Annotated in this window: 22 protein-coding genes; 15 read left to right on the top strand and 7 right to left on the bottom strand. The window is 71.3% G+C overall.

The window, feature by feature from the left end; genetic code table 11:
- Positions 1-342: His/Gly/Thr/Pro-type tRNA ligase C-terminal domain-containing protein (locus VFQ84_RS10775; protein WP_325131633.1), on the top strand; the 342-nt coding region annotated here is incomplete at its 5' end.
- Position 343: 1 nt separating this feature from the next.
- Entirely contained in the window at positions 344-2,293 is a 1,950-nt protein-coding gene (locus VFQ84_RS10770; protein ID WP_325131632.1) for an HAL/PAL/TAL family ammonia-lyase, read from the top strand.
- A 37-nt stretch (positions 2,294-2,330) separates the two neighbouring features.
- Here the strand turns inward: VFQ84_RS10770 and VFQ84_RS10765 are convergent, their stop codons facing one another.
- A complete protein-coding gene (locus tag VFQ84_RS10765; RefSeq protein ID WP_325131631.1) occupies positions 2,331-4,142 on the bottom strand; it encodes a diguanylate cyclase in 1,812 nt (603 codons plus the stop codon).
- A 107-nt stretch (positions 4,143-4,249) separates the two neighbouring features.
- On the opposite strand from VFQ84_RS10765, the gene VFQ84_RS10760 reads away from it, so the two are divergent.
- Genes VFQ84_RS10760 through VFQ84_RS10715 form a run of 10 tightly spaced genes read left to right on the top strand, consistent with a single transcriptional unit; the run spans position 4,250 to position 13,315 of the window.
- Positions 4,250-4,573, top strand: coding sequence for a YerC/YecD family TrpR-related protein (locus VFQ84_RS10760; RefSeq protein WP_325131630.1), 324 nt, complete (start codon positions 4,250-4,252; stop codon positions 4,571-4,573).
- Between the two features lie 31 nt (positions 4,574-4,604).
- The gene (hisG, locus tag VFQ84_RS10755) at positions 4,605-5,504 is read left to right on the top strand and encodes an ATP phosphoribosyltransferase (protein ID WP_325131629.1); all 900 of its coding nucleotides are present in this window, start codon (positions 4,605-4,607) and stop codon (positions 5,502-5,504) included.
- Positions 5,501-6,799: a histidinol dehydrogenase gene (gene hisD, locus VFQ84_RS10750; protein ID WP_325131628.1), complete on the top strand. Its 1,299-nt coding sequence runs from the start codon at positions 5,501-5,503 to the stop codon at positions 6,797-6,799. Before hisG ends, hisD begins: the two co-directional genes overlap by 4 nt.
- Complete coding sequence (hisC, locus tag VFQ84_RS10745) at positions 6,796-7,878, top strand: histidinol-phosphate transaminase (RefSeq protein WP_325131627.1); 1,083 nt, start codon at positions 6,796-6,798, stop codon at positions 7,876-7,878. Before hisD ends, hisC begins: the two co-directional genes overlap by 4 nt.
- The gene (hisB, locus tag VFQ84_RS10740) at positions 7,875-8,963 is read left to right on the top strand and encodes a bifunctional histidinol-phosphatase/imidazoleglycerol-phosphate dehydratase HisB (protein ID WP_325131626.1); all 1,089 of its coding nucleotides are present in this window, start codon (positions 7,875-7,877) and stop codon (positions 8,961-8,963) included. Before hisC ends, hisB begins: the two co-directional genes overlap by 4 nt.
- Entirely contained in the window at positions 8,960-9,559 is a 600-nt protein-coding gene (gene hisH, locus VFQ84_RS10735) for an imidazole glycerol phosphate synthase subunit HisH (protein WP_325131625.1), read from the top strand. Before hisB ends, hisH begins: the two co-directional genes overlap by 4 nt.
- The gene (hisA, locus tag VFQ84_RS10730) at positions 9,556-10,305 is read left to right on the top strand and encodes a 1-(5-phosphoribosyl)-5-[(5-phosphoribosylamino)methylideneamino]imidazole-4-carboxamide isomerase (RefSeq protein WP_325131624.1); all 750 of its coding nucleotides are present in this window, start codon (positions 9,556-9,558) and stop codon (positions 10,303-10,305) included. The genes hisH and hisA overlap by 4 nt, the downstream gene beginning before the upstream one ends.
- Positions 10,299-11,075, top strand: coding sequence for an imidazole glycerol phosphate synthase subunit HisF (gene hisF / locus VFQ84_RS10725; RefSeq protein WP_325131623.1), 777 nt, complete (start codon positions 10,299-10,301; stop codon positions 11,073-11,075). Before hisA ends, hisF begins: the two co-directional genes overlap by 7 nt.
- Entirely contained in the window at positions 11,065-11,676 is a 612-nt protein-coding gene (gene hisIE, locus VFQ84_RS10720) for a bifunctional phosphoribosyl-AMP cyclohydrolase/phosphoribosyl-ATP diphosphatase HisIE (protein WP_325131622.1), read from the top strand. The genes hisF and hisIE overlap by 11 nt, the downstream gene beginning before the upstream one ends.
- A 43-nt stretch (positions 11,677-11,719) precedes the next feature.
- On the top strand, positions 11,720-13,315 hold the full coding sequence (locus VFQ84_RS10715) for a calcineurin-like phosphoesterase family protein (RefSeq protein ID WP_325131621.1): 1,596 nt from the start codon (positions 11,720-11,722) through the stop codon (positions 13,313-13,315).
- Here the strand turns inward: VFQ84_RS10715 and VFQ84_RS10710 are convergent.
- The 4 genes from VFQ84_RS10710 to VFQ84_RS10695 are packed head-to-tail and all read right to left on the bottom strand — an operon-like array spanning position 13,272 to position 16,160.
- A complete protein-coding gene (locus VFQ84_RS10710; RefSeq protein ID WP_325131620.1) occupies positions 13,272-14,276 on the bottom strand; it encodes a C13 family peptidase in 1,005 nt (334 codons plus the stop codon). The genes VFQ84_RS10715 and VFQ84_RS10710 overlap by 44 nt on opposite strands.
- Positions 14,273-14,971 (bottom strand): acireductone synthase, encoded by a 699-nt coding sequence (mtnC, locus tag VFQ84_RS10705; protein WP_325131619.1) that lies wholly within the window; start codon positions 14,969-14,971, stop codon positions 14,273-14,275. The genes VFQ84_RS10710 and mtnC overlap by 4 nt, the downstream gene beginning before the upstream one ends.
- On the bottom strand, positions 14,971-15,528 hold the full coding sequence (locus VFQ84_RS10700) for an acireductone dioxygenase (RefSeq protein WP_325131618.1): 558 nt from the start codon (positions 15,526-15,528) through the stop codon (positions 14,971-14,973). The genes mtnC and VFQ84_RS10700 overlap by 1 nt, the downstream gene beginning before the upstream one ends.
- On the bottom strand, positions 15,525-16,160 hold the full coding sequence (locus VFQ84_RS10695) for a methylthioribulose 1-phosphate dehydratase (RefSeq protein WP_325131617.1): 636 nt from the start codon (positions 16,158-16,160) through the stop codon (positions 15,525-15,527). Before VFQ84_RS10695 ends, VFQ84_RS10700 begins: the two co-directional genes overlap by 4 nt.
- A gap of 122 nt (positions 16,161-16,282) precedes the next feature.
- Between VFQ84_RS10695 and VFQ84_RS10690 the strand changes: the two genes are divergently transcribed.
- The 3 genes from VFQ84_RS10690 (at position 16,283) to VFQ84_RS10680 (ending at position 19,765) form a co-directional block, all read left to right on the top strand.
- The gene (locus tag VFQ84_RS10690) at positions 16,283-16,597 is read left to right on the top strand and encodes a high-potential iron-sulfur protein (protein ID WP_325131616.1); all 315 of its coding nucleotides are present in this window, start codon (positions 16,283-16,285) and stop codon (positions 16,595-16,597) included.
- A 78-nt stretch (positions 16,598-16,675) separates the two neighbouring features.
- Positions 16,676-18,103, top strand: a complete 1,428-nt coding sequence (locus VFQ84_RS10685; RefSeq protein WP_325131615.1) for a DNA recombination protein RmuC — start codon at positions 16,676-16,678, stop codon at positions 18,101-18,103.
- Between the two features lie 84 nt (positions 18,104-18,187).
- Entirely contained in the window at positions 18,188-19,765 is a 1,578-nt protein-coding gene (locus tag VFQ84_RS10680; RefSeq protein ID WP_325131614.1) for an alanine/glycine:cation symporter family protein, read from the top strand.
- A 94-nt stretch (positions 19,766-19,859) separates the two neighbouring features.
- Here the strand turns inward: VFQ84_RS10680 and VFQ84_RS10675 are convergent, their stop codons facing one another.
- Positions 19,860-20,363 carry a DUF2199 domain-containing protein gene (locus tag VFQ84_RS10675; protein ID WP_325131613.1) on the bottom strand — a complete coding sequence of 168 codons (504 nt, stop codon included), beginning with the start codon at positions 20,361-20,363 and terminating at the stop codon, positions 19,860-19,862.
- A 46-nt stretch (positions 20,364-20,409) separates the two neighbouring features.
- The coding region (locus VFQ84_RS10670; RefSeq protein WP_325131612.1) for a hypothetical protein at positions 20,410-20,705 on the bottom strand (296 nt) is incomplete at its 5' end.

The following is a 20,705-nucleotide window of genomic DNA, read 5'->3' as shown; positions in this document are numbered from 1 at the left end:
GAGGCCGGCATCGTTTCCACCGCCGAAAGTTCGGTGCAGGCCCTGGTCGGCCTGATGGACGACGCCCGCCTGGCCGACTCGCTCGACATCGCCCGCCGCCTGCGCGCTGCCGGCATCAATGCCGAGGTGCAGCTGGAGGTGAAGAAGCTGGCCAAGCAGTTCCAGTACGCCGACCGCGCCGGCATCCGCTTCGTGCTGCTCTACGGCGAGGACGAGGCCGCGCGCAACGTCGTCAAGGTCAAGGACATGGCCTCGCAGGACCAGTACGAACTGGGGCGCGACGAGCTGGCGTCCGTGCTCAAGGTCGAGCTGGAGCAGCAGCGCGCGATGGGGAAACGCTGAGATGAAACCGATCACCCTCGATGGCCGCGGCCTCAACCGCGCGCAGCTGGCCGAAATCGCCCACGGCGCCCCGGTGCGCCTGGACCCGGCGCAGATGCCGGCGGTGCAGCGCGCCGCCGACTTCCTGGCCGACCAGGTCAAGAAGCAGGAGCCGATCTACGGCGTGTCCACCGGCTTCGGCAGCAACGCCGACAAGCTGCTGGGCGCGCACCGGCTGCGCACCGGCCTGCCGGGGGCGTCGGCATCGAGCGACAGCGTGCTCGAGGAACTGCAGCACAACCTGATCATCACCCATGCCGTCTGCGTCGGTGAGCCGTTCACGCCGGACGTGGTGCGGGCCATGATGGCCATCCGCATCAACACCCTGATGCGCGGCCATTCGGGCATCCGCCCGGTGGTGCTGGAAGCCATGGCCGCGCTGCTCAACGCAGGTGTCGTGCCGGTGGTGCCGCGCAAGGGCTCGGTCGGCGCCAGCGGCGACCTGGCGCCGCTGTCGCACCTGGCGATCGTGCTGCTGGGCGGCGGCGAAGCCTTCTACGACGGCGAACGCCTCCCGGGCGCCGACGCCCTGGCCCGCGCCGGCCTGGCGCCGGTGAAGCTCTCGCACAAGGAAGGCCTGGCGCTCAACAACGGCACCGCGCAGATGCTGGCGACGGCGGTGCTGGCGATCGAGAAGCTCGAGGAGTTGCTGGACACCGCCGACCTGGCCGCGGCGATGACGCTGGACGCCTTCGCCGGCCGGCTGCGCGCCTTCGACCCGCACGTGCACGCGCTGCGCCCGCATCCGGGCCAGGTGCACGTGGCCGCGAACCTGCGCCGCCTGCTCGACGGCTCCAGCCTGTCCGACATCGCCTACCACCTGGTGCCGCGCTTCCGGCAGTGGCAGCCGGAAAGCTGGGCCACTGCGGACCAGCAGGCGCTGGGCTTCGACATCGGCTGGGACTGGGTGCCGTTCAACCAGCGCCACGGCCGCGAGAAGTTCTACCAGCGGTTCCGGCCTTTCCGCGGCGGCAAGAAGCACCAGCCGCAGGACAGCTATTCGCTGAGATGCATCCCGCAGGTGCACGGCGCCGTGCGCGACGCGCTCGAGCAGGCCAAGCGCGTGGTCGACGTCGAACTCAACGCGGTCACCGACAATCCGCTGCTGTTCCCCGACCTGATGGACAGGAGTCCGAATGCCGCGGAGGCCATGGATGGCCGGGAGCGGCTCCAAAAGGCAATCGAGATCGAGGACCAGGTGGTTTCCGCCGGCCACTTCCACGGCATGCCGCTGGCGCTGGCGATGAGCTACCTCAAGGCCGCGATCCCGGTACTGGCCTCGATCTCCGAGCGGCGCCTGAACAAGCTGGTCGACCCGGCCACCAACGACGGCCTGCCGCCGTTCCTGATCGGCAACGAGGACGGCACCGAGAGCGGCTTCATGATCGTGCAGTACACCGCGGCCGCCCTGGTCAACGACCTGTGCAGCCGTGCGCATCCGGCCAGCGTGTATTCGATCCCCACCAGCGCCAACGCCGAGGACCACGTGTCGATGGGCGCCAACGAAGGCCGCCACGTGCTGGAGATGACCACCGACCTGGCGCAGGTGCTGGGCCTGGAGCTCTACACCGCCGCGCAGGCGCTCGACTACCGCCGCGACATGATCAACGCCGCCCGCCAGCTCGCCCGCGAGGCCGACGCCGAGGCGCTGGCGGCCAAGGTGCTGGGTGCGCCGCTGCCGGGCCATCCCGACCGGCCCGGTTTCCTGGCCGAAGTCGAGGCGCTTCGCGGCGAACTGGCCGCGGCCGGCGAGTTCCAGCCGGGGCGCGCGGTGCAGGCGGCCTGGGCCGCGCTGCGCGAGGCGATTCCGTTCATGGGGCGCGACCGGGCGATGGATGGCGATGTCGCCACCGCCGTGCGCCTGGTCGAGGAAGGCCGGCTGCTGTCGGCCGCGCGCGCCGCCCAGGGCTGAGCGCGGCGATCCGGCCGGGCCGACCCGGCCGCAGGCCTCAGAGGATGCCTTCGGCCGCGTGCACGCAGTTGCGGCCGCGGTTCTTGGCCATGTACAGCGCGTCGTCGGCCTGGTGCAGGGCCTCGTCGACGCCCATGCCGGTGCCCGGGCGCAGCAGGAAGGCGCCGATGCTGGCGCTGATGCGGATGTTGTTGCCGGCGTAACGCACCGGCTCGCCGCAGATCTTGAGCCGCAGCTGTTCGGCCACCTGCACGAGCCGGTCGCCGGCGATGTCCGGCAGCGCCACCACGAACTCCTCGCCGCCGAAGCGCGCCAGCAGCGCGCCGTGGTCGACCAGGTTGTCGTGCAGGCAGCGGCCCAGCCAGCGCAGGCACTCGTCGCCGGCCAGGTGGCCGTGGGTGTCGTTGACGTCCTTGAAGTGGTCCAGGTCGATCAGCAGCACGCCCAGCGGCTGCCGGTGCTCGTTGGCCTGGTGCAGCTGCTGCTCGAACATGTCGCGGAAATGCCGGCGGTTGAACAGGCCGGTCAGCGCGTCGCGGCGATTCGATTCGCGCAGGCGCTGGTTGGCCTCGGCCAGCTGCTCCAGCGCCGTGCTCAGCTCCGAGGTGCGGCGGGCGACGTGGCGTTCGAGCTGTTCGTTGTGCTCGCGCACCAGGCGCTCGTTCTCGCTGCGCAGCCGCGCGTAGCGGTAGGCGAGGGCGAACGAGAGCAGGATCATCTCCATCGCCGAGCCGATCTGGATGCCGTATTCGGTGAAGAAATTCTTGTCCAGCAGGCCGAACGACACCGACGCGTACAGCGCCGTGCCCAGCAGCAGGAAGGCCCAGGCCAGCAGGAACACCTTCGCCGGCGCATAGCCATTGCGGATCGAGGTGATGGCCAGGTACAGGATGAACAGCGCGCCCGGGAACACCGCCAGCGTCATCGGCCGCACCACGGTGCGGTATTCGAGCACGAACGAGGCCAGCCCCATCAGCACGAAGAAGCCGATCAGCGCCAGCGACACCTTGTTGGCCACCGGCTGCCGGGTCTCGAGCTCCAGGAACACGCGGCAGAACTGGTGCATCGCGATCTGCGAGATCGCCATCGACAGCGGGATGGCCAGGTTGGCGAACCACGGCGAATTGGGCCACAGGTACTCGAACGCCAGGCCGTTGAGGCAGAACATCACCAGGCCGAAGCCGGAGACGTGGCACATGTACCAGAAATGGCTGGCGTCGCGCAGCGAGGCCCACAGCACCAGGTTGTAGCAAAGCAGCGCGACCAGGATGCCGTAGAACAGGCCGATGCCGAACTGCGAGTCGCGCTCGAGCTCGGCGAAGGCGGTGGGCGTGTAGAGGGCCAGCGGCACCTGCAGCGAACTGCGGCTGGCCACCCGCACCAGCAGCTGCACTTCGGTCCGCTCGGGCAGGTCGACCCAGAAGTTCGGATGCCGGTAGCGGATGCTGCGGGCGCTGAAGGGCAGGGTGTCGCCGGAGGCCATGTGCTCGACCCGGCCATCGGGGTAGCGCAGGTAGACGTCGACGTTGTCGAGCAGCGGGTAGTGCAGCACCAGCAGCCAGCGCCGTTCGGTCGGGTTCTGGTTGAACAGCTCGGCGTGGAACCAGTAGGCGCCCTGGGTGAAGCCGAAGGCCGCGCTGTCGCCCGGCAGCGCCTGGAACTCGCCGCGGCGGACCCGCGAGAACATCGCGGCGGCATCGGCGCGGCCGCTGGGATCGACCCCGTAGGTCAGGTTCGGGTTCAGGGAGGCCCGCTCCGTCCCCGCCACGAGCACGGTGGGGCCGGCCGCGACGGCACCGGCGCCGATCGCTAGCAAGAGGCCCAGCAGCAGTGCGAGCAGGCGGTTCAATGGCACGTCGGTCCCCCCCGAGGCCCGCCCATTATGCGCGGTGCCGCCGCCGGCAGGACCCCCTGAAAAGCCTTGCTTTTGTAATAACACGCTATTACATTAGCGCCATGAAACGCCGCGACCCCGCCAACCCGCCCACCCGACCCGACCTCGGGCAGCTGATCCAGGCCCTCCAGAGCCTGCGTGACGCCGCGGAGCTGCGCGCGTTCCTCGAAGACCTGTGCACCCCGTCCGAGCTCGAGGCCATGGCCGACCGCTGGGGCGTGGTGCCGCACCTGGTCGCCGATGTCCCGTACCGGGAGATCCACGACCGCACAGGCGTCAGCGTCACCACCATCGGCCGCGTCGCCCGCTGCCTGGACCTGGGCGCGGGCGGCTACCGGCTGGCCGCCGAGCGCCTGGGCCATCGCGCCACCGACGCTTCGCACTGAATCCCACTGTTCACCTATCCCGGAGGGCGTCATGAGGACGCACGACCGTTTACGCATTGCCATCCAGAAATCGGGCCGCCTGTCCGATCCCGCCCGCGACCTCCTGGCCCGCGCCGGGCTGTCGTTCCGGGAAAGCCGCGACCGGCTGTTCTGCTACGGCGAATCCCTGCCCATCGACCTGCTGCTGGTCCGCGACGACGACATCCCCGGCCTGATCGCCGAAGGGGCCTGCGACCTGGGCGTGGTCGGCGGCAACGTGCTCGAAGAGCAGGCCTGCGAGCGCCTGGCCGACGGCCGCGGCGAGGCCTTCCGGCCGATCCGCGAGCTCGGCTTCGGCCGCTGCCGGCTCTCGGTTGCCGTGCCCAACGACTGGGAGTGGACCGGACCGGACCGCCTGGCCGGCCTGCGCATCGCCACCAGCTACCCGCAGCTGATGGCGCGCTGGCTGCGCGAACAGGGCGTGGACGCCACCCCGGTGATGCTGTCGGGTTCGGTCGAGATCGCGCCGCGCCTGGGCAAGGCCGAGGCCATCTGCGACATCGTGTCCACCGGCGGCACCCTGATGGCCAACCAGCTCAAGGAAGTGGCGGTGATCCTGGAAAGCCAGGCCCTGCTGGTCGCGCCCTCGCAGCCCTTCGGCGACGAGCGCGCCGAGTTGGCGGCGATGCTGCTGCGCCGCCTTGACGCGGTGATGAGCGTGCGTGCCAGCAAACTGGTGCTGTTCCAGGCCCACCGCGACCAGGTGGACGCCCTGGTGAAGCTGCTGCCCGACGCGGAGTCCCCGACCGTGATGGCGATCGAAGGCCAGCGCGACCAGGTCGCCCTGCAGGCACTGTGCCGCAGCGCGATGACCTGGCAGCGGCTGGAAGACATGAAGCGTGCCGGCGCCTCCGGCCTGTTGGTGCTGCCCGTGGAGCAAATGCTGGCATGAAGCGGATTGAATGGAACCGGCTCGACGCCGACGCGCGGCGCGCTTGCCTCGCGCGCCCCGGCGCCGGCGACCAGTCCGACGTCGAGGCCGCCGTGCGGCGCGTGTTCGAGCAGGTGCGCGCCGACGGCGACACCGCCCTGCGGGCGCTGACGCGCCGCTTCGACAACGTCGAGCTCGCGCGGTTCGAGATCACGGCCGAGGAGATGGCCGCGGCCGTCGCCGGCGTGCCGGCCGCGCTGCGTGCGGCCCTGGCCGAGGCGCGCGAGCGCCTGCTGACCTGGCACCGCGCCGGCATGGCGACCGAGTTCGAGGTCGACACCGCGCCGGGCGTGCGCTGCGGCCGCATCCTGCGGCCGATCCCGCGCGTGGGCCTGTACGTGCCCGCCGGCAGCGCGCCGCTGGTGTCCACCGCCCTGATGCTGGGCGTGCCGGCGGTGCTGGCCGGCTGCGAGGAAATCGTGCTGTGCACGCCGCCGCGCGCCGACGGCAGCGCCGATCCCGCGGTGCTGGCGGCAGCCGAGCTGTGCGGCGTGCGCCGCGTGTTCAAGCTGGGCGGCGCCCAGGCGATCGCCGCGATGGCCTTCGGCACCGACAGCGTGCCCCGCTGCGACAAGCTGTTCGGCCCGGGCAACCGCTACGTCACCGCGGCCAAGCAGCTGGCGGCGATGATGGCCGGTGGCCCGGCCATCGACATGCCGGCCGGGCCCTCCGAGGTGCTGGTGATCGCCGACGCGGGCGCGCCCCCGGTGCACGTCGCCGCCGACCTGCTGTCGCAGGCCGAGCACGGCCCGGACTCGCAGGTGGTGCTGCTGACCGACTCCGCCGCCCTGGTCGACGCCGTCGAGGCCGAGGTCCGGCGCCAGGTCGCCGAGCTCCCGCGCGAGGCCATCGCCACCCGGGCGCTGGAATTCGCGCGGCTGGTGCAGGTGGACTCGCTCGACGAAGCCTTCGCGATCAGCAACGACTACGCCCCCGAGCACCTGATCCTGGCCCTGCGCGAACCGCGTCCCTGGCTGGCGCGCGTCACCTGCGCCGGCTCCGTGTTCCTCGGCGACTACGCGCCCGAAGGGCTGGGCGACTACTGCTCGGGCACCAACCACGTGCTGCCCACCAACGGCGCCGCCCGCGCCTGGAGCGGCGTCAGCGTGGCCAGCTTCCAGAAGTCCATCAGCGTGCAGGAAGTCAGCCGCGCCGGGCTGGCGGCCATCGGGCCGTGCGCGGTCGAGATCGCGCGCGCCGAAGGCCTGGAGGCCCACGCCCAATCGGTCCTGCGTCGCCTGGAGGCCACCGCGTGAGCGCCATCCTGTCCCTGGTCCGCGAGGACCTGCGTGAGTTCGCCGGGTACAGCTCGGCGCGCCGCGCCGGCGTGACCGGCTCGGTGTGGCTCAACGCCAACGAAAGCGCCTGGCGCAACCCCGCCGACGCCGGCCTGGGCGCCAACCGCTATCCCGATCCGCAGCCGGCGGTGCTGCGCGAGCGCCTGGGCGAGATCTACGGCGTGCGCGCCGACCAGGTGCTGGTCGGCCGCGGCAGCGACGAAGCCATCGACCTGCTGGTGCGCGCGCTGTGCGTGCCGGGTCGCGACGCGGTGGTGGTGTCGCCGCCGGTGTTCGGCATGTACGCGGTCAGTGCGCGCCTGCAGGGCGCGCCCCTGGTCGAAGTGCCGCTGCGCGACACCGAGGCCGGCTTCGCCTCCGACCTCAACGCCCTGGCCGATGCCGCGGTGTCCTCGGGCGCCAAGCTGGTGTTCGTGTGTTCGCCGGCCAACCCGACCGGGCAGGCCATCCCGCCGGCCGAGCTGCTGGCGCTGGCGCGGCGCCTGGCCGGGCGCTGCCTGGTGGTGGTGGACGAAGCCTACGGCGAGTACTCCGACCAGCCGTCGGTGGCCGGCTTCATCAACGAACAGCCCAACCTGGCGGTGCTGCGCACGCTGTCGAAGGCGCACGCGCTGGCCGCGGCCCGCATCGGCTGCCTGCTGGCGGCGCCCGAGCTGGTGGCGGTGCTGCGCAACTGCCAGGCGCCGTATCCGCTGCCGTCGCCCTGCGTGCAGCTGGCGCTGGCCGGCCTGTCGGCGCCCGCGCTGGCCCAGACCGACAGCCGCGTGATCACGGTGCGCGCCGAGCGCGAGCGCCTGCAGCACGAACTGGCGGCGGTGCCCGGCGTGCGCCGGGTCTACCGTTCGCAGGGCAACTACATCCTGGTGCGCTTCGAGGATGCCGGCGCGGCCTTCGCGCGGCTGCTCGCCGCCGGCGTGGTGGTGCGCGACATGCGCGCCGCGCCGCAGCTGGCCGACGCGCTGCGCATCAGCGTCGGCAGCCCGGCCGAGAACGACGCCATGATGGCGGCGCTGCAGGCGGGGAGGGCGGCGGCATGAGCGGCCAGCGCATCCTGTTCGTCGACCGCGACGGCACCCTCATCGAGGAACCGGCCGATTTCCAGATCGACGCCTACGAGAAGATCCGCTTCGTCGAGGGCGTGATCCCGGCGATGCTGAAGCTGCGCGACGCCGGCTTCCAGTTCGTGCTGGTGACCAACCAGGACGGCCTGGGCACGGCCAGCTTCCCGCGCGAGAGCTTCGAGGGCCCGCACGCGCTGATGCTGCAGGTGCTCGCGTCGCAGGGCATCACCTTCCGCGAGGAGCTCATCGACGAGAGCTTCGAGCACGAGAACAAGCCCACCCGCAAGCCGGGCCTGGGCCTGGTGATGCACTACCTGCGCGACCGGAGCATCGACCTGGCCCAGTCGGCCGTGGTCGGCGATCGCGACACCGACCTGCAGCTGGCGGCCAACCTGGGCTGCCGCGGCTTCAAGCTCAAGCCCGGCCCCGACACCTGGGCCTCGATCGCGCACGAGCTGGCCGACGCGCCGCGCGTGGCCAAGGTCGAGCGCACCACGAAGGAGACCCGCGTCCGCGTCGAGCTCGACCTCGACCGCGCCGCCGATCCCGTTGTGGCGACCGGGCTGGGCTTCTTCGACCACATGCTTGAGCAGCTGGGCAAGCACGGCGGCTTCGCGCTGCAGCTCACCTGCAGCGGCGACCTGCACATCGACGAGCACCACACGGTCGAGGACAGCGCGCTGGCGCTGGGCCAGGCGCTGAAGCAGGCGCTGGCCGACAAGCGCGGCATCGGCCGCTACGGCGACTCGAGCGGGCAGGGCGCGATCACGCTGCCGATGGACGAGACGCTGGCCAAGGCCGCGGTCGACTTCTCGGGCCGGCCGTACTTCGTGTTCGAAGGCAGCTTCCCGCGCGCGGACGTCGGGGGGCTGGCCACCGAGCTGGTGCCGCACTTCTTCCGGTCGCTGTGCGAAACCGCCGGGCTGAACCTGCATCTTTCGGTGCAGGGCGAGAACACCCACCACATGGTCGAGGCCTGCTTCAAGGCCACCGCCCGGGCGCTGCGCCAGGCCATCCGCCGCGAGGGCCGCGAGCTGCCCAGTACCAAGGGGGCGCTGTGAAGGTCGTGCTGGTCGATTCGGGCGGCGCCAACATCGGCTCCGTGCGCTACGCGCTCGAGCGCCTGGGCGTGGACGCGGCCATGACCGCCGATCCCGAAACCATCCGCGGCGCCGACCGCGTGATCCTGCCCGGTGTCGGTGCGGCGGCGCCGGCGATGGCCAGGCTCAACGAACTCAACCTGGTGCCGCTGCTGCGCGGGCTGCGGCAGCCGCTGCTCGGCATTTGCCTGGGCATGCAGCTGCTGTTCGAGGGCTCGGAGGAAGGCGACGTGGACTGCCTGGGCCTGGTGCCGGGGCGGGTGCGGCGGATGCCGGCCTCGCCGGGCGTGCGGGTGCCGCACATGGGCTGGAACCGGCTGCGGCCGACCCGGGCCGATCCGCTGCTGGACGGGGTGGCCGACGGCGCCCAGGCCTACTTCGTGCACGGCTACGCGGCGCCGGTCACCGACGACTGCCTGGCGGCCTGCACCCACGGCGGACCGTTCGCCGCCATGGTCCGCCGCGGCAACGTCGCCGGCGCCCAGTTCCACCCCGAACGCTCGGGCGCCGTGGGCGCGCGACTGCTCCAGAATTTCCTGCAGGCCCCGACGGCATGAACGACTTCACCCTCTATCCCGCCATCGATGTCCGCGAGGGGCGCGTGGTGCGCCTGCGCCAGGGCGACTATGCGCAGGAAACCCGCTACGCCGACGACCCGCTGGCCCTGGCCACGCGCTACGCCGCCGAAGGCGCGCGCTGGCTGCACCTGGTCGACCTCGATGCCGCCCGCGCCGGCGGCTACACGCTGGCGCCGCTGCTGGGCGAGCTCAAGCGCCAGACCCGCCTGAAGGTGCAGACCGGCGGCGGCGTGCGCAGCGAAGCCGACGTCGAGGCCCTGCTGGCCGCCGGCGCCGACCGCGTGGTGATCGGCTCGCTGGCCGTGCGCGAACCCGGCCGCGTGGCGTCGTGGGTGGCGCGCTTCGGCGCCGACCGCATCACCGTCGCGCTCGACACCCGCCGCGACGCCGAAGGCCGCTGGCGCCTGCCGGTGCACGGCTGGACCGAGGAGGGCGGCCGCGAACTGGACGTGCTGGCCGCGGCCTACGACGAAGTCGGCCTGCGCCATCTGCTGTGTACCGACATCAGCCGCGACGGCATGCTCAGCGGCCCCAACTTCGACCTCTATCGCTATCTGTGCGAGCGCTTCCCGCGGCTGCGGGTGCAGGCCTCCGGCGGCGTCGCCGATGCCGGCGAGATCGCGACCGCGCGCGCCAGCGGCTGCGGCGGCATCGTGCTGGGCAAGGCGCTGCTCGACGGCCGCTTCACCCTGGCCGACGTGATCGCGGAGCAGGCGCCATGCTGAGCCGCCGGCTGATTCCCTGCCTGGACGTGAAGGACGGGCTGGTCGTGAAGGGCGTGAAGTTCCGCGACCACGTGGTGATGGGGGCGATCGAGGACCTGGCGCTGCGCTATCGCGACGAAGGCGCCGACGAGCTGGTCTTCTACGACATCACCGCGAGCCCGCAGGGTCGCGGCGTCGACCGGGCCTGGGTGGAGCGGGTGGCGCGCATCATCGACATTCCCTTCTGCGTGGCCGGCGGCATCCGCTCGGTGGCGCAGGCGCGCGACGTGCTGCTGGCCGGTGCCGACAAGGTGTCGGTGAACACGCCGGCGCTGGAGCGCCCCGACCTGATCAACGAACTGGCGGCCGAGTTCGGCGTGCAGTGCGTGGTGGTCGGCATCGACAGCCTGCGCGATGCCGACGGCGAGTGGCGCGTGCGCGCCTACACCGGCGATCCCGACCAGACCCGCGCGCTGTCCCGACGCACCCTGGACTGGGTGGCCGAAGTGCAGCAGCGCGGTGCCGGCGAGATCGTGCTCAACTGCATGGGCTCGGACGGCGTGCGCACCGGCTACGACCTGGCGCAGCTGCAGGCGGTGCGCGCGATCTGCGCGGTGCCGCTGGTGGCGTCGGGCGGTGCCGGCAACGCCCGCCATTTCGCCGAGGTCTTCCTGGAGGCCGACGTCGATGCGGCGCTCGCCGCCAGCGTCTTCCACTCCGGCAGTGTCCGGATTCCCGAACTCAAGGCCGCCCTGCAGGCGCAGGGCATCGAGGTGCGCGATGTCGCCTGACCAGATCCAGGCCCTGGCCTGGGACAAGCAGGGCGGCCTGCTGCCCGCCATCGTCCAGGACGCCGGCACCGGCCGCGTGCTGATGCTGGGCTACATGGACCGTGCGGCGCTGGAGGCCACGCTGGCCAGCGGCCGCGTCACCTTCTTCAGCCGCAGCAAGCAGCGGCTGTGGATGAAAGGGGAGTCGAGCGGCGACGTGCTCGAGCTGGTGCGCCTGGAGGCCGACTGCGACGCCGACACGCTGCTGGTGCAGGCCACGCCGCGCGGACCGACCTGCCACCTCGGGCGCGTGAGCTGCTTCCCCGAAGCGCCCGGTAGCTTCCTGGCCGAGCTTGATGCGCTGGTGCAGGCGCGCGAAGCGGAGCGCCCGGCCGGCAGTTACACCACGAAGCTGTTCGAAGGCGGCGTCCGCCGCATCGCCCAGAAAGTGGGCGAGGAGGGCGTGGAAACCGCCCTGGCCGGCGTGGCCCAGGACGACGAGGCCCTCCTCGGCGAGGCGGCCGACCTGGTCTTCCACCTGACCGTGCTGCTGCGCGCCCGCGGGCTGGGGCTGGCGGACGTGGAGCAGGTGCTGCGCGGGCGCCACGCCGCCAAGCGCTGAGCCGCGGCGGCGGGTGATAATCGGGGCCTCGCCGGAGGACCCCATGCCCGCCATCATCCGCATCCTGATTTGCCTGGCCCTTTGCCTGCCGGCCTTCGCGCAGGCGCTTCCGCCGCCCTGCAACAGCGGCCGCGTGTTCGAGGATCGCGACGGCGACGGGCACTGGTCGCGCGGCGACCGGCCGCTGCCAGGCATCCTCGTTTCCGACGGCCTTCGCCTGGTGCGCAGCAACGCGGGCGGCGAGTACTCGCTGCCCTGGGACGACGGCCGCACCACCTTCGTGATCAAGCCGGCCGGGTATGCCTTCCCCACCGGCGACGACGGCCTGCCCGCGTTCTGGCGCAACCAGCAGTACCACGACGGCCCCGCGCTGAAGTTTGGCGGCGTCCCCGCGGCGTCGCCGGCCTGCCGGGACTTCGCGCTCACCCGCGCGAAGGCCACGCGCACCCCGTTGGACGTGCTGGTCTTCGCCGATCCGCAGGCCAAGACCGCCGCGCAGGTCGACTACTACGACCGCGACATCATCGCGCCGCTGGTCGAGGCCGCCGGCGGCCGGCCCGCGGCGGCGCTGGGCCTGACCCTGGGCGACGTCGCCAACGACGACCTGTCGCTGTACCCGGCACTGAAGGCGGCGACCGCGCGCCTGCGCACGCCCTGGCTGCACGCCGCCGGCAACCACGACCTCGATTTCGACGCGAGCACCGACGAGGATTCGCTGCGCAGCTTCCGCCATGCCTTCGGTCCCGACACCTTTGCGTGGGAAGAAGCGCAGGCCAGCTTCATCCTGCTCGACGACGTGATCTACCGGCCGGGCGGGAAGCCGGCCTACATCGGCGGCCTGCGCGAGGAGCAGTTCACCTGGCTGGCGGCCTACCTCGACACCCTGCCGCGTGATCGCCGCCTGGTCATCGGTGCGCACATCCCGTTCTTCGACGAGCCCGGCCGCGAGACCTTCCGGCGCGCCGACCGCGAGCGGCTGTTCGCGCTGCTGGCACCGTTCGGGAAGGTGCTGCTGCTGAGCGGGCATGGCCACGTCCAGCGCCACCACTACCATGGCGCCGCGGACGGCTGGAACGGCCGTGCGCCGCTGCATGAGTACAACGTCGGCGCCGCCTGCGGCGGCTACTGGGGCGGCGCCGCGGACGCCCAGGGGCTGCCCGACGCGCGCATGGCCGACGGCACGCCCAACGGCTACGCCAGCCTTCGCATCGACGACGCGGGCGACTACGCGCTCCGCTGGCACGCGGCGCGCCGGGGCGACGAGGCCCTGTCGCTGCACGCCCCCAAGGTGCTGCGCCGCGGCCACTGGCCGGGCGTGGGCCTGTTCGCGAACGTCTACATGGGCGAGGCGGATACGCGGGTCGAAGTGCGCATCGACGCCGGCGAATGGCAGCCGATGCCGCGGGTCGACGCGGCCGATCCGGCGCTGCTGGCCGAGAACCTGCTCGATGACCTGGCGACGACGCTGCGCGGTTACGACCGCCTGCCGGAGGCGGCTGTCTCCACCCATCTCTGGCGCTTCAACCTGCCGACCGATCTGGCGGCGGGCGAGCACGTCTTCGAAGTCCGCGCCTTCGACCGCTGGCGCGGGGAGATCAGGGCGTCGGGCGCGTATCGGCTGGTCGACGCGACGGAGTAGGTTCGGCGGGCTCCGTGCCGGCGTCGACGCGGCCGGACGCCGGCGCTTCGAGGGCGAAGGGGTAGGGAAGAGCCGGTCCCGGCGTGAACGCTGCGCGCCAGGCCGCCAGCCGCGCGCCGATGCGTTCGCCGCGGTTGATCTGCGGGCGCGAGGGCTCCAGCCCTTCGGCCAGCTCGCGCGCTTCGATGGCGGCGGTGGCCTGCACGAAGGCGGCGTCGAAGTCGGTGGTGGTGTTCAGGCCCTCCACCAGCCAGGCCCGCCCGAAGAAGGTGGCCGCGGAATCATTGCCGCAGCCGAACGAGGGGCGGTCGCGGCGTGCCGCCATCAGCAGCAGGGTGTCGGGATCGTGCAGGGCCTTGGCGAAGCCGCCCGAGTAGCAGGCCGAGATCACCAGCACGCGATGCCGGATGCCGGCCGCGTCCAGGGCCTCGCGCAGCCGGGCCGGCGTGAGCAGGCGGTCGCGTTCGCCGTCGCGGCGCACCAGCAGTTCATGGGTGTCGGTGCCGTGGGTGGTGAAGTAGGCCAGCAGCAGGTCTTCGTCCGGATCCATGCGGGCGGCGATGCCCGCGAGGGCCTGGCGCAGCGTGTGCAGGTTGGCTTCGGGCAGTGGGCGGGCCGGTGGGGCATCGGGATGGTTGGCCAGCACCACCACGCGGCCGGCGGCATCGAGCCGGCGCGCGGCGAGGTCGCGCAGGTAGGTCACTTCGTTGCGGAACACCTGTTCGCTGCCGTCGCCGGCAAAGCCCAGCACGAACAGGTCCGGGTGGCCGGGACGCTGCGGCGCCAGCTGCGCCAGCTCGGCGGCCAGCCGGGCATCCGGCGCCCGCGGAGCGGCGGCCGGCTTGACCAGTGACTTGACGTCGAACGACGGGGTGGCGGCCTGGGCAGGGCCCGCCCCGACCGCCGGCAGGACCAGGCCGGCGAGCAGGACGGCCAGCGGCAGCCCGCCGCGCCGGCTCATCCCGCGGACGGATCCACGGCCGCGAAGGTCTCGACCCGGCGATGGCCGCCGGTGGCGTCGCCGTGCCGGGGCGTGGGGTAGTCCTGGCGGCGATCGACCAGCACCGTGTCCATGCCGGCGACGCGCGCGGCGTCGAGCTCCTCGACGACGTCCGACAGGAACAGGATGTCCGCGGCCGGAACGCCCAGGGCCGCGGTGATGCGCCGGTAGCTGTCGGCTTCGCGCTTGCCGCCGACCTCGGTGTCGAACCAGTGCGAGAACAGGGGCTGCAGGTCGCCGGCCTCGCTGTTGCCGAAGAACAGCTTCTGCGCCGGCACCGAGCCCGACGAATACACGTTCAGCGCGTGCCCCGCGGCGTGCCAGCGCAGCAGCGCTTCGGCGGCGTCGGGATAGATGTGCGCGCGGAAATCGGCGCGGCCGTAGCCCGCCTTCCACACCATGCCCTGCAGGGCCTTGAGCGCGGTGTGCTTGCGGTCGGCATCGATCCAGCCCTGCAGCGTCTCGACCACCAGCTCATCCTGGCAGGCCCCGCCGAGCTCGACGGCCACGGCATCGAGCCACCGCCGCACCTCCGGCTCCTGCCCGTGCGCCGCCACGAACCCCGGCAGCGCCTGGCGCGCATACGGGAACAGCACGTCCTTCACGAACGAAATGCTGCTGGTCGTGCCCTCGATGTCGGTCAGGATGGTCTTCATCACCCCGCCTGGCCGCGTTCGTAGCGGGGGAAGCGCTGCGCGATGTCGGTGCCGGTGAAGTGCCCGACCCAGCCGTCGGGCTCGGTGAAGAAGCGGATGGCGATGAAGCTGGGCTCCGGGCCCATGTCAAACCAGTGCGTGGTGCCGTCCGGGACGCCGATCAGGTCGCCCTGTTCGCAGCGGATCTCGTAGACCTTGTCGCCGACGTGCAGGGTGAACAGGCCCGAGCCGGCGACGAAGAAGCGAACTTCGTCCTCCTTGTGGAAGTGCTCGTCCAGGAACTTGGCGCGCATCGCGTCCTTGTTCGGGTTGTCCGGCGCGATCGACACCACGTCCACGGTCTTGAAGCCGTTCTCGGCCACCAGCTGGTCGATGTCGGCGCGGTAGGCGGCCATCACTTCCTCGGGCGTGGCGCCGGGCAGCACCGGCTGCGCGGCCTGCCACTGCTCGAAGCGCACGCCGATGTCGCGCAGGCGCGCGGCGATCGTCGCCAGGTCCTCGGTCGCCGAGAGCGGCGTGGACGGGTCGGCGTCGGCGAAGATGCGGAGGCGGCTCATGCGTTCAGTCTCCTCAGGTCGAGCTCGCAGGCGAACAGGAATTCGAAGGCCTCGAGGTGGCGGCGGGCTTCGGCCATGGTGCGGCCCCAGGCGTAAAGGCCGTGTCCATCGATCAGGTAGCCCCAGAGCGGCTGGCGATCGAGCAGGGCTTCGACCCGGGCGGCGAGGGCCGGCATGTCCTGGGTGTTGGGCAGCACCGGCACGTCGATCGCCATCTCGTGGGTCTGGTTGCCGTGGAAGGCCTTGAGCAGCTCGTAGCCTTCCAGGCGCACATGGCCCTGGCCCGCGTACAGCCGCGAGGCCACGGTCTGGACGTGCGAATGGGTGTGCAGCACGCAGCCGATCTCCGGATAGCGGGCGTAGAGCTGGGTATGCAGCAGGGTTTCCGCCGACGGCCGGTGCGGCGTGGCGACCGGCTGGCCGGCGAAGTCCACCACCATGATGTCGTCGGCCACCAGCCGGCCCTTGTCGCGGCCGGATACGGTGATGGCGGCGTGGCTGTCGTCCAGGCGCAGCGAGAAGTTGCTGCTGGTGGCCGGCGTCCAGCCCAGGGCCGAAAGCTCCCGGGTGTTGGCGACGATCTCGGCGGCGCAGGCGGCCAGGCGGGCAGGGTCGAAAGGCAGGTTTTCCATGGCCGGAAGTCTAGCCCAAGCCGTGCGCGGCGTCGGCTTGACCTGCATCAACGCTGCATTCACCGCCAGGGGCTAAACTGCAGGCCAGCCATCGGAATCCTCCGTAGCCAGACGAGAACCCCATGAATACCGAGAACCCGTCCCGCCGTCGTTTCCTGGTCCACGCCGCCGTCGTCGCCGCCGCCCTGCCGTTCGCGAGCCGACTGGTGGGCACCGCGCAGGCGCAGGAGCTCAAGAAGCTGCCGCTCGACAACGCCACCGCCAAGGCGCTGGCCTATGCCGAGGACGCCTCCAAGGTTTCCCACCCGAGCCACAAGCCGGGCAGCAACTGCGCCAACTGCCAGTTCTACACCGCCACCACCGGCGCCTGCACGCTGTTCCCGGGCTTCGCGGTGCCGGCCACCGCCTGGTGCAGCGCCTGGGCCAAGAAGGCCTGATCCCCGCCACCGGCCGTCTCGGCCGGTGAGACCGCGAGGCCGTTAGAATCCCCGGCAGTGTCCTTGCCGGGGTTTGCCTTGTCCGCTTCCGAATCCGTCTTCCTGCTCTTGGGCCTGCTGGCCGGCGCCCTGCTGTCCGGCGTCGTGGCCCTGGGGCTGGCCCGCCGCCGCCTCGGCGCCGAGCGCGCCGCCGGCCGGGCCGAGCGCGAGCCCGACCTGGCCCGCGCCGCCAGCGAGCTGCAGGCGGCCGAGGGCCGCACGGCCGAGCTGCGCGAGCGCTTGGCCGCGATGGAGGCCGACTACCGCGAACTCCGGGCCTCGCGCGAAGCCGGCGAGGCCCGCGCCGCCGCGCTGGAGGCCCGCCTGCAGGAGCAGCAGCAGGCCGCCGAGCAGCGCTACCGCGACCTCGAGAGTTCGCGCGAGCGCCTCAAGGCCGAATTCCAGGCCCTGGCCGCGGAAATCCTCGAGGACAAGTCCAAGCGCTTCGGCGAGGCCAACGTGCAGCAGCTGGGCCAGCTGCTCAACCCGCTGCGCGAGCAGATCGACGGTTTCCGCAAGGTCGTCAGCGAGTCCTACGAGAAGGAAAACAACGCCCGCGTCGCCCTGCAGACCCGCCTGGACGACCTGGTGCGCCTGAACCAGACCCTGGGCCAGGAAGCCCAGAGCCTCAGCCGCGCCCTGAGCGGCGACAACCGCAGCCAGGGCTACTGGGGCGAACTCAAGCTCGAGCGCCTGCTGGAAACCGCCGGCCTGGAGAAGGGCCGCGACTACCTCACCCAGGAAAGCTACAAGGACGGCGAAGGCGACCGCTACCGGCCCGACGCGGTGCTGCGCCTGCCCGAGGACAAGAGCATCGTCATCGACGCCAAGATGGTGCTGCTGGACTACCAGCGCGCCTGCGAGGCAGCCGACGAGGCCGAACGCGAGCAGGCCTTCGTGCGCCACGGCCTGGCGCTGCGCAACCACGTCCGGGAACTGGGCGACAAGGACTACAGCCGGCTCGAAGGGCTGACCAGCCCCGACATGGTGCTGATGTTCGTGCCGGTCGAGGCCGCCTTCCTCGAGGCGCTGCGGCGGGACCCGCAGCTCTACGCCTACGCCTTCGAGCGCAAGATCATCCTGGTCGGACCCAGCAACCTGCTGGCTTCGCTGCGGCTGGTGGCCCAGATCTGGCGCACCGAGCACCAGAACGCCAACGCCAAGGCCATTTCCAGCCGCGCGGCGGTGCTGTACGACAAGTTCGTGCTGTTCACCGAGGACCTGCTCAAGGTCGGCGAGGCCCTGCGCCGCGCCAGCGACCTGCACGCCTCGGCCGTGTCCAAGCTGTCGCAGCAGCGCGGCAACGTCGTGCGCCAGGCCGAGATGCTGCGCGAGCTGGGCGTGGCGCCGTCCAAGCGGATGCCGGCCGCCCTGCGCGACCTCAGCGACGAGGGCGACGGCGACGATGCCCCGGCCGCCGGGCCCGAGGGCGGGGCGGGCGAGGGTGCCGACGACCCAGTGGGCTAGCCCGTGGCGGGCCGCCCGGGCGGCCCGCACCGCCGGGCCGGATTAGGTAGACTCCGGGGCTGGTATCGGGGAGGAGCACCACGGATGTTCATTCGTTTTTGCAGCGCCAGCCTGCTTTGGCTGGCCATCGCGGTGGGGGCCCCGGCCCTTGCCCAGGCCCAGGAAGTCGCCGCCGCGCCCGCGGCCGAACTGACCACGGCCCAGAAGATCGACGCCGCCGTACGACCGGTCGCCGACGCGGTTTCCAGTGTGATCTTCAAGTCCGTGCAAGTGGCCGGCACCGTCGAGGAACCGGTCATGTTCCCGTGGATCGTCGGCTGGCTGATCCTGGCCGCGCTGGTCTTCACGCTCTACTTCGGCTTCATCAACGTCCGCGGCTTCAAGCATGGCTTCGACCTGATCCGGGGCAAGTACTCCGATCCGACGTCGGCCGGTGAAGTCAGCCACTTCCGCGCGCTCACCTCGGCCGTGTCCGGCACGGTGGGGCTGGGCAACATCGCCGGTGTCGCGGTCGCCATCACCATCGGCGGACCGGGCGCCACCTTCTGGATGATCCTGGCCGGCCTGCTGGGCATGTCCTCGAAGTTCGTCGAGTGCACGCTGGGCGTGATGTACCGCATCGAGAAGCCGGACGGCAGCATTTCCGGCGGCCCGATGTACTACCTCAGCCGCGGCATCGCCAGGAACTATCCGAAGGCGGCCTGGTTCGGCATGGTGCTGGCGGTGGTGTTCGCGGTCTGCACCATGCTGGGCGCGATCGGTGCCGGCGCGATGTTCCAGGCCAACCAGGCCTTCGCGCAGCTCTCCAACGTCACCGGCAGCCTGATGCCCGCCAACGGCAGCCTCTGGTTCGGCCTGGTGTACGCGGTGCTGGGCGGCGTGGTCGTCATCGGCGGCATCACCCGCATCGGCAGCGTCACCGCCAAGCTGGTGCCGGGCATGGCGGCGCTGTACCTGCTGGGGGCGCTGTTCGTCATCTTCACCAACCTGCCGCAGGTCCCGGGCGCGTTCATGGCCATCCTCGACGGTGCGTTCACCGCCGAAGGCGTGACGGGTGGCGTGATCGGCGCCCTGATCCAGGGCTTCCGCCGCGCGTCCTTCTCCAACGAGGCGGGCCTGGGTTCGGCCGCGATCGCGCATTCGACGGTCAAGACCCGCGAGCCGCTGAGCGAAGGCTTCGTCGCGCTCTGGGAACCGTTCATCGACACGGTCGTGATCTGCACCATGACGGCGCTGGTCATCATCATCACCAACCAGCACCTGGTCGGCGGCGCCGACGGTGTGCAGCTGACCTCGAACGCGTTCGCGACGGTGTCGCCGCTGATGCCCTATGCGCTGGCGGTCGTGGTGCTGCTGTTCGCGTTCTCGACCACGATCACCTGGGCCTACTACGGCGCCAAGGCCTGCAGCTTCCTGTTCCGGGAATCGAAGGTGGCGCTGTACGGCTTCAAGTTCTTCTACCTGGCGATGGCGGTGGTGGGCTGCACCATGCCGCTGGCCAGCATCGTCGACATCGCGGACGGCCTGCTGTTCATCATGGCCATCCCGAACCTGATCGGCGTGTACTTGCTGATGCCGGTGGTCAAGCGGGAGCTCAAGAGCTACCTGGCCCGCCTGAAGTCCGGCGAGATCGCCCGCACCGACGGGGTCGCCGCGGGCTGACGGTCCGCACCCGGCAACCCCCCCCGGAAACGGCGCGCTAACCCCGCGCCGTTTTCTTTTCCGCCACCGACAGCGGCCGGTGGATCGAACGATGTCAGCGGGTGCCCAGGGCGCCCGTCTGGGTGAGGATGTCGTGGTAGTGCGCGTTGGAGATGCCCGAGGCCTGATGCCGGGCCAGGGGGTGGTCATCGGCTGCGATGTGCAGGGTTGGCCTGCGGCTCGGGTCCTGCAGCTGCACGCGTACCGGCAGGCCAAGGGTCGAAGGGTAGCCGGGGATGACGTTTGCGATGGCGCCGGGAAAGTCCGGCTCGGACCGGGCGTCCTGGTCGTACAGCGCGATGTAGCGCCAGAAGTGCACGGCCTCGACTTCTGCCCAGACGCCCCACCGGTAGTGGCCGGGCTGCTCGCTGAAGGGAAAGGGCAGGACGCAGCGGATGAAGAACCGATCGCCGAACTGGCATCGGTCGCTGTCGAACTTGGCCAGGCGGGATCTTTCGGGCTCGGCCATCGCCCAGACCACGTCGGGCAGTTGCCAGCCGAAGTCGGCAGGCAGGCCTTCGTGGCTTTCGCCGCAGGTTCTACAAATGAACGAGGACATGCTCGCGCCTCAAGGCCCTCCTGCGTGCGCAGGAGGGCCCGCGGCTTCAGCCGATGATCTTGGCGCCCAGCACGATCAGCACCAGCACCGGGGCGACGATGCAGGTCAGGAAGCGCCAGATCGCGAAGCCGGCCTTGGACAGCTGGGACAGTTCGCTTCGGGCGATCTCGCGGTCGAGGAAGTAGCCGGCGAAGATCGCGATCAGCAGGCCGCCGACCGGCAGCATCATGTCGGAGGCCACGAATTCGACCATGCCCTGCAGGTCCTTGGTCGAGCCGTTCGCCGAGGTGTAGGTCACGTGCTTCCAGACGTTGAAGCCCAGCGCCGTGACCAGGCCGATGG

It is taken from the genome of Arenimonas sp. (assembly GCF_035721105.1).
Taxonomy (GTDB): Bacteria; Pseudomonadota; Gammaproteobacteria; order Xanthomonadales; family Xanthomonadaceae; genus Arenimonas.
Note: the sequence above shows the minus strand (reverse complement) of the source record. Positions and strands in the feature narration are given on the sequence as shown.

Bases quoted from the DNA above. Each gene is read 5' to 3' on its own strand.
- hisG (WP_325131629.1), top strand. From the start codon at position 4,605: ATGAGGACGCACGACCGTTTACGCATTGCCATCCAGAAATCGGGCCGC.
- hisA (WP_325131624.1), top strand. From the start codon at position 9,556: ATGAACGACTTCACCCTCTATCCCGCCATCGATGTCCGCGAGGGGCGC.
- VFQ84_RS10695 (WP_325131617.1), bottom strand. From the start codon at position 16,160: ATGGAAAACCTGCCTTTCGACCCTGCCCGCCTGGCCGCCTGCGCCGCC.
- VFQ84_RS10760 (WP_325131630.1), top strand. From the start codon at position 4,250: ATGAAACGCCGCGACCCCGCCAACCCGCCCACCCGACCCGACCTCGGG.
- hisIE (WP_325131622.1), top strand. From the start codon at position 11,065: ATGTCGCCTGACCAGATCCAGGCCCTGGCCTGGGACAAGCAGGGCGGC.
- VFQ84_RS10770 (WP_325131632.1), top strand. From the start codon at position 344: ATGAAACCGATCACCCTCGATGGCCGCGGCCTCAACCGCGCGCAGCTG.
- VFQ84_RS10675 (WP_325131613.1), bottom strand. From the start codon at position 20,363: ATGTCCTCGTTCATTTGTAGAACCTGCGGCGAAAGCCACGAAGGCCTG.
- VFQ84_RS10690 (WP_325131616.1), top strand. From the start codon at position 16,283: ATGAATACCGAGAACCCGTCCCGCCGTCGTTTCCTGGTCCACGCCGCC.
- hisD (WP_325131628.1), top strand. From the start codon at position 5,501: ATGAAGCGGATTGAATGGAACCGGCTCGACGCCGACGCGCGGCGCGCT.
- hisF (WP_325131623.1), top strand. From the start codon at position 10,299: ATGCTGAGCCGCCGGCTGATTCCCTGCCTGGACGTGAAGGACGGGCTG.
- mtnC (WP_325131619.1), bottom strand. From the start codon at position 14,971: ATGAAGACCATCCTGACCGACATCGAGGGCACGACCAGCAGCATTTCG.
- VFQ84_RS10700 (WP_325131618.1), bottom strand. From the start codon at position 15,528: ATGAGCCGCCTCCGCATCTTCGCCGACGCCGACCCGTCCACGCCGCTC.
- VFQ84_RS10715 (WP_325131621.1), top strand. From the start codon at position 11,720: ATGCCCGCCATCATCCGCATCCTGATTTGCCTGGCCCTTTGCCTGCCG.
- VFQ84_RS10680 (WP_325131614.1), top strand. From the start codon at position 18,188: ATGTTCATTCGTTTTTGCAGCGCCAGCCTGCTTTGGCTGGCCATCGCG.
- VFQ84_RS10710 (WP_325131620.1), bottom strand. From the start codon at position 14,276: ATGAGCCGGCGCGGCGGGCTGCCGCTGGCCGTCCTGCTCGCCGGCCTG.
- hisB (WP_325131626.1), top strand. From the start codon at position 7,875: ATGAGCGGCCAGCGCATCCTGTTCGTCGACCGCGACGGCACCCTCATC.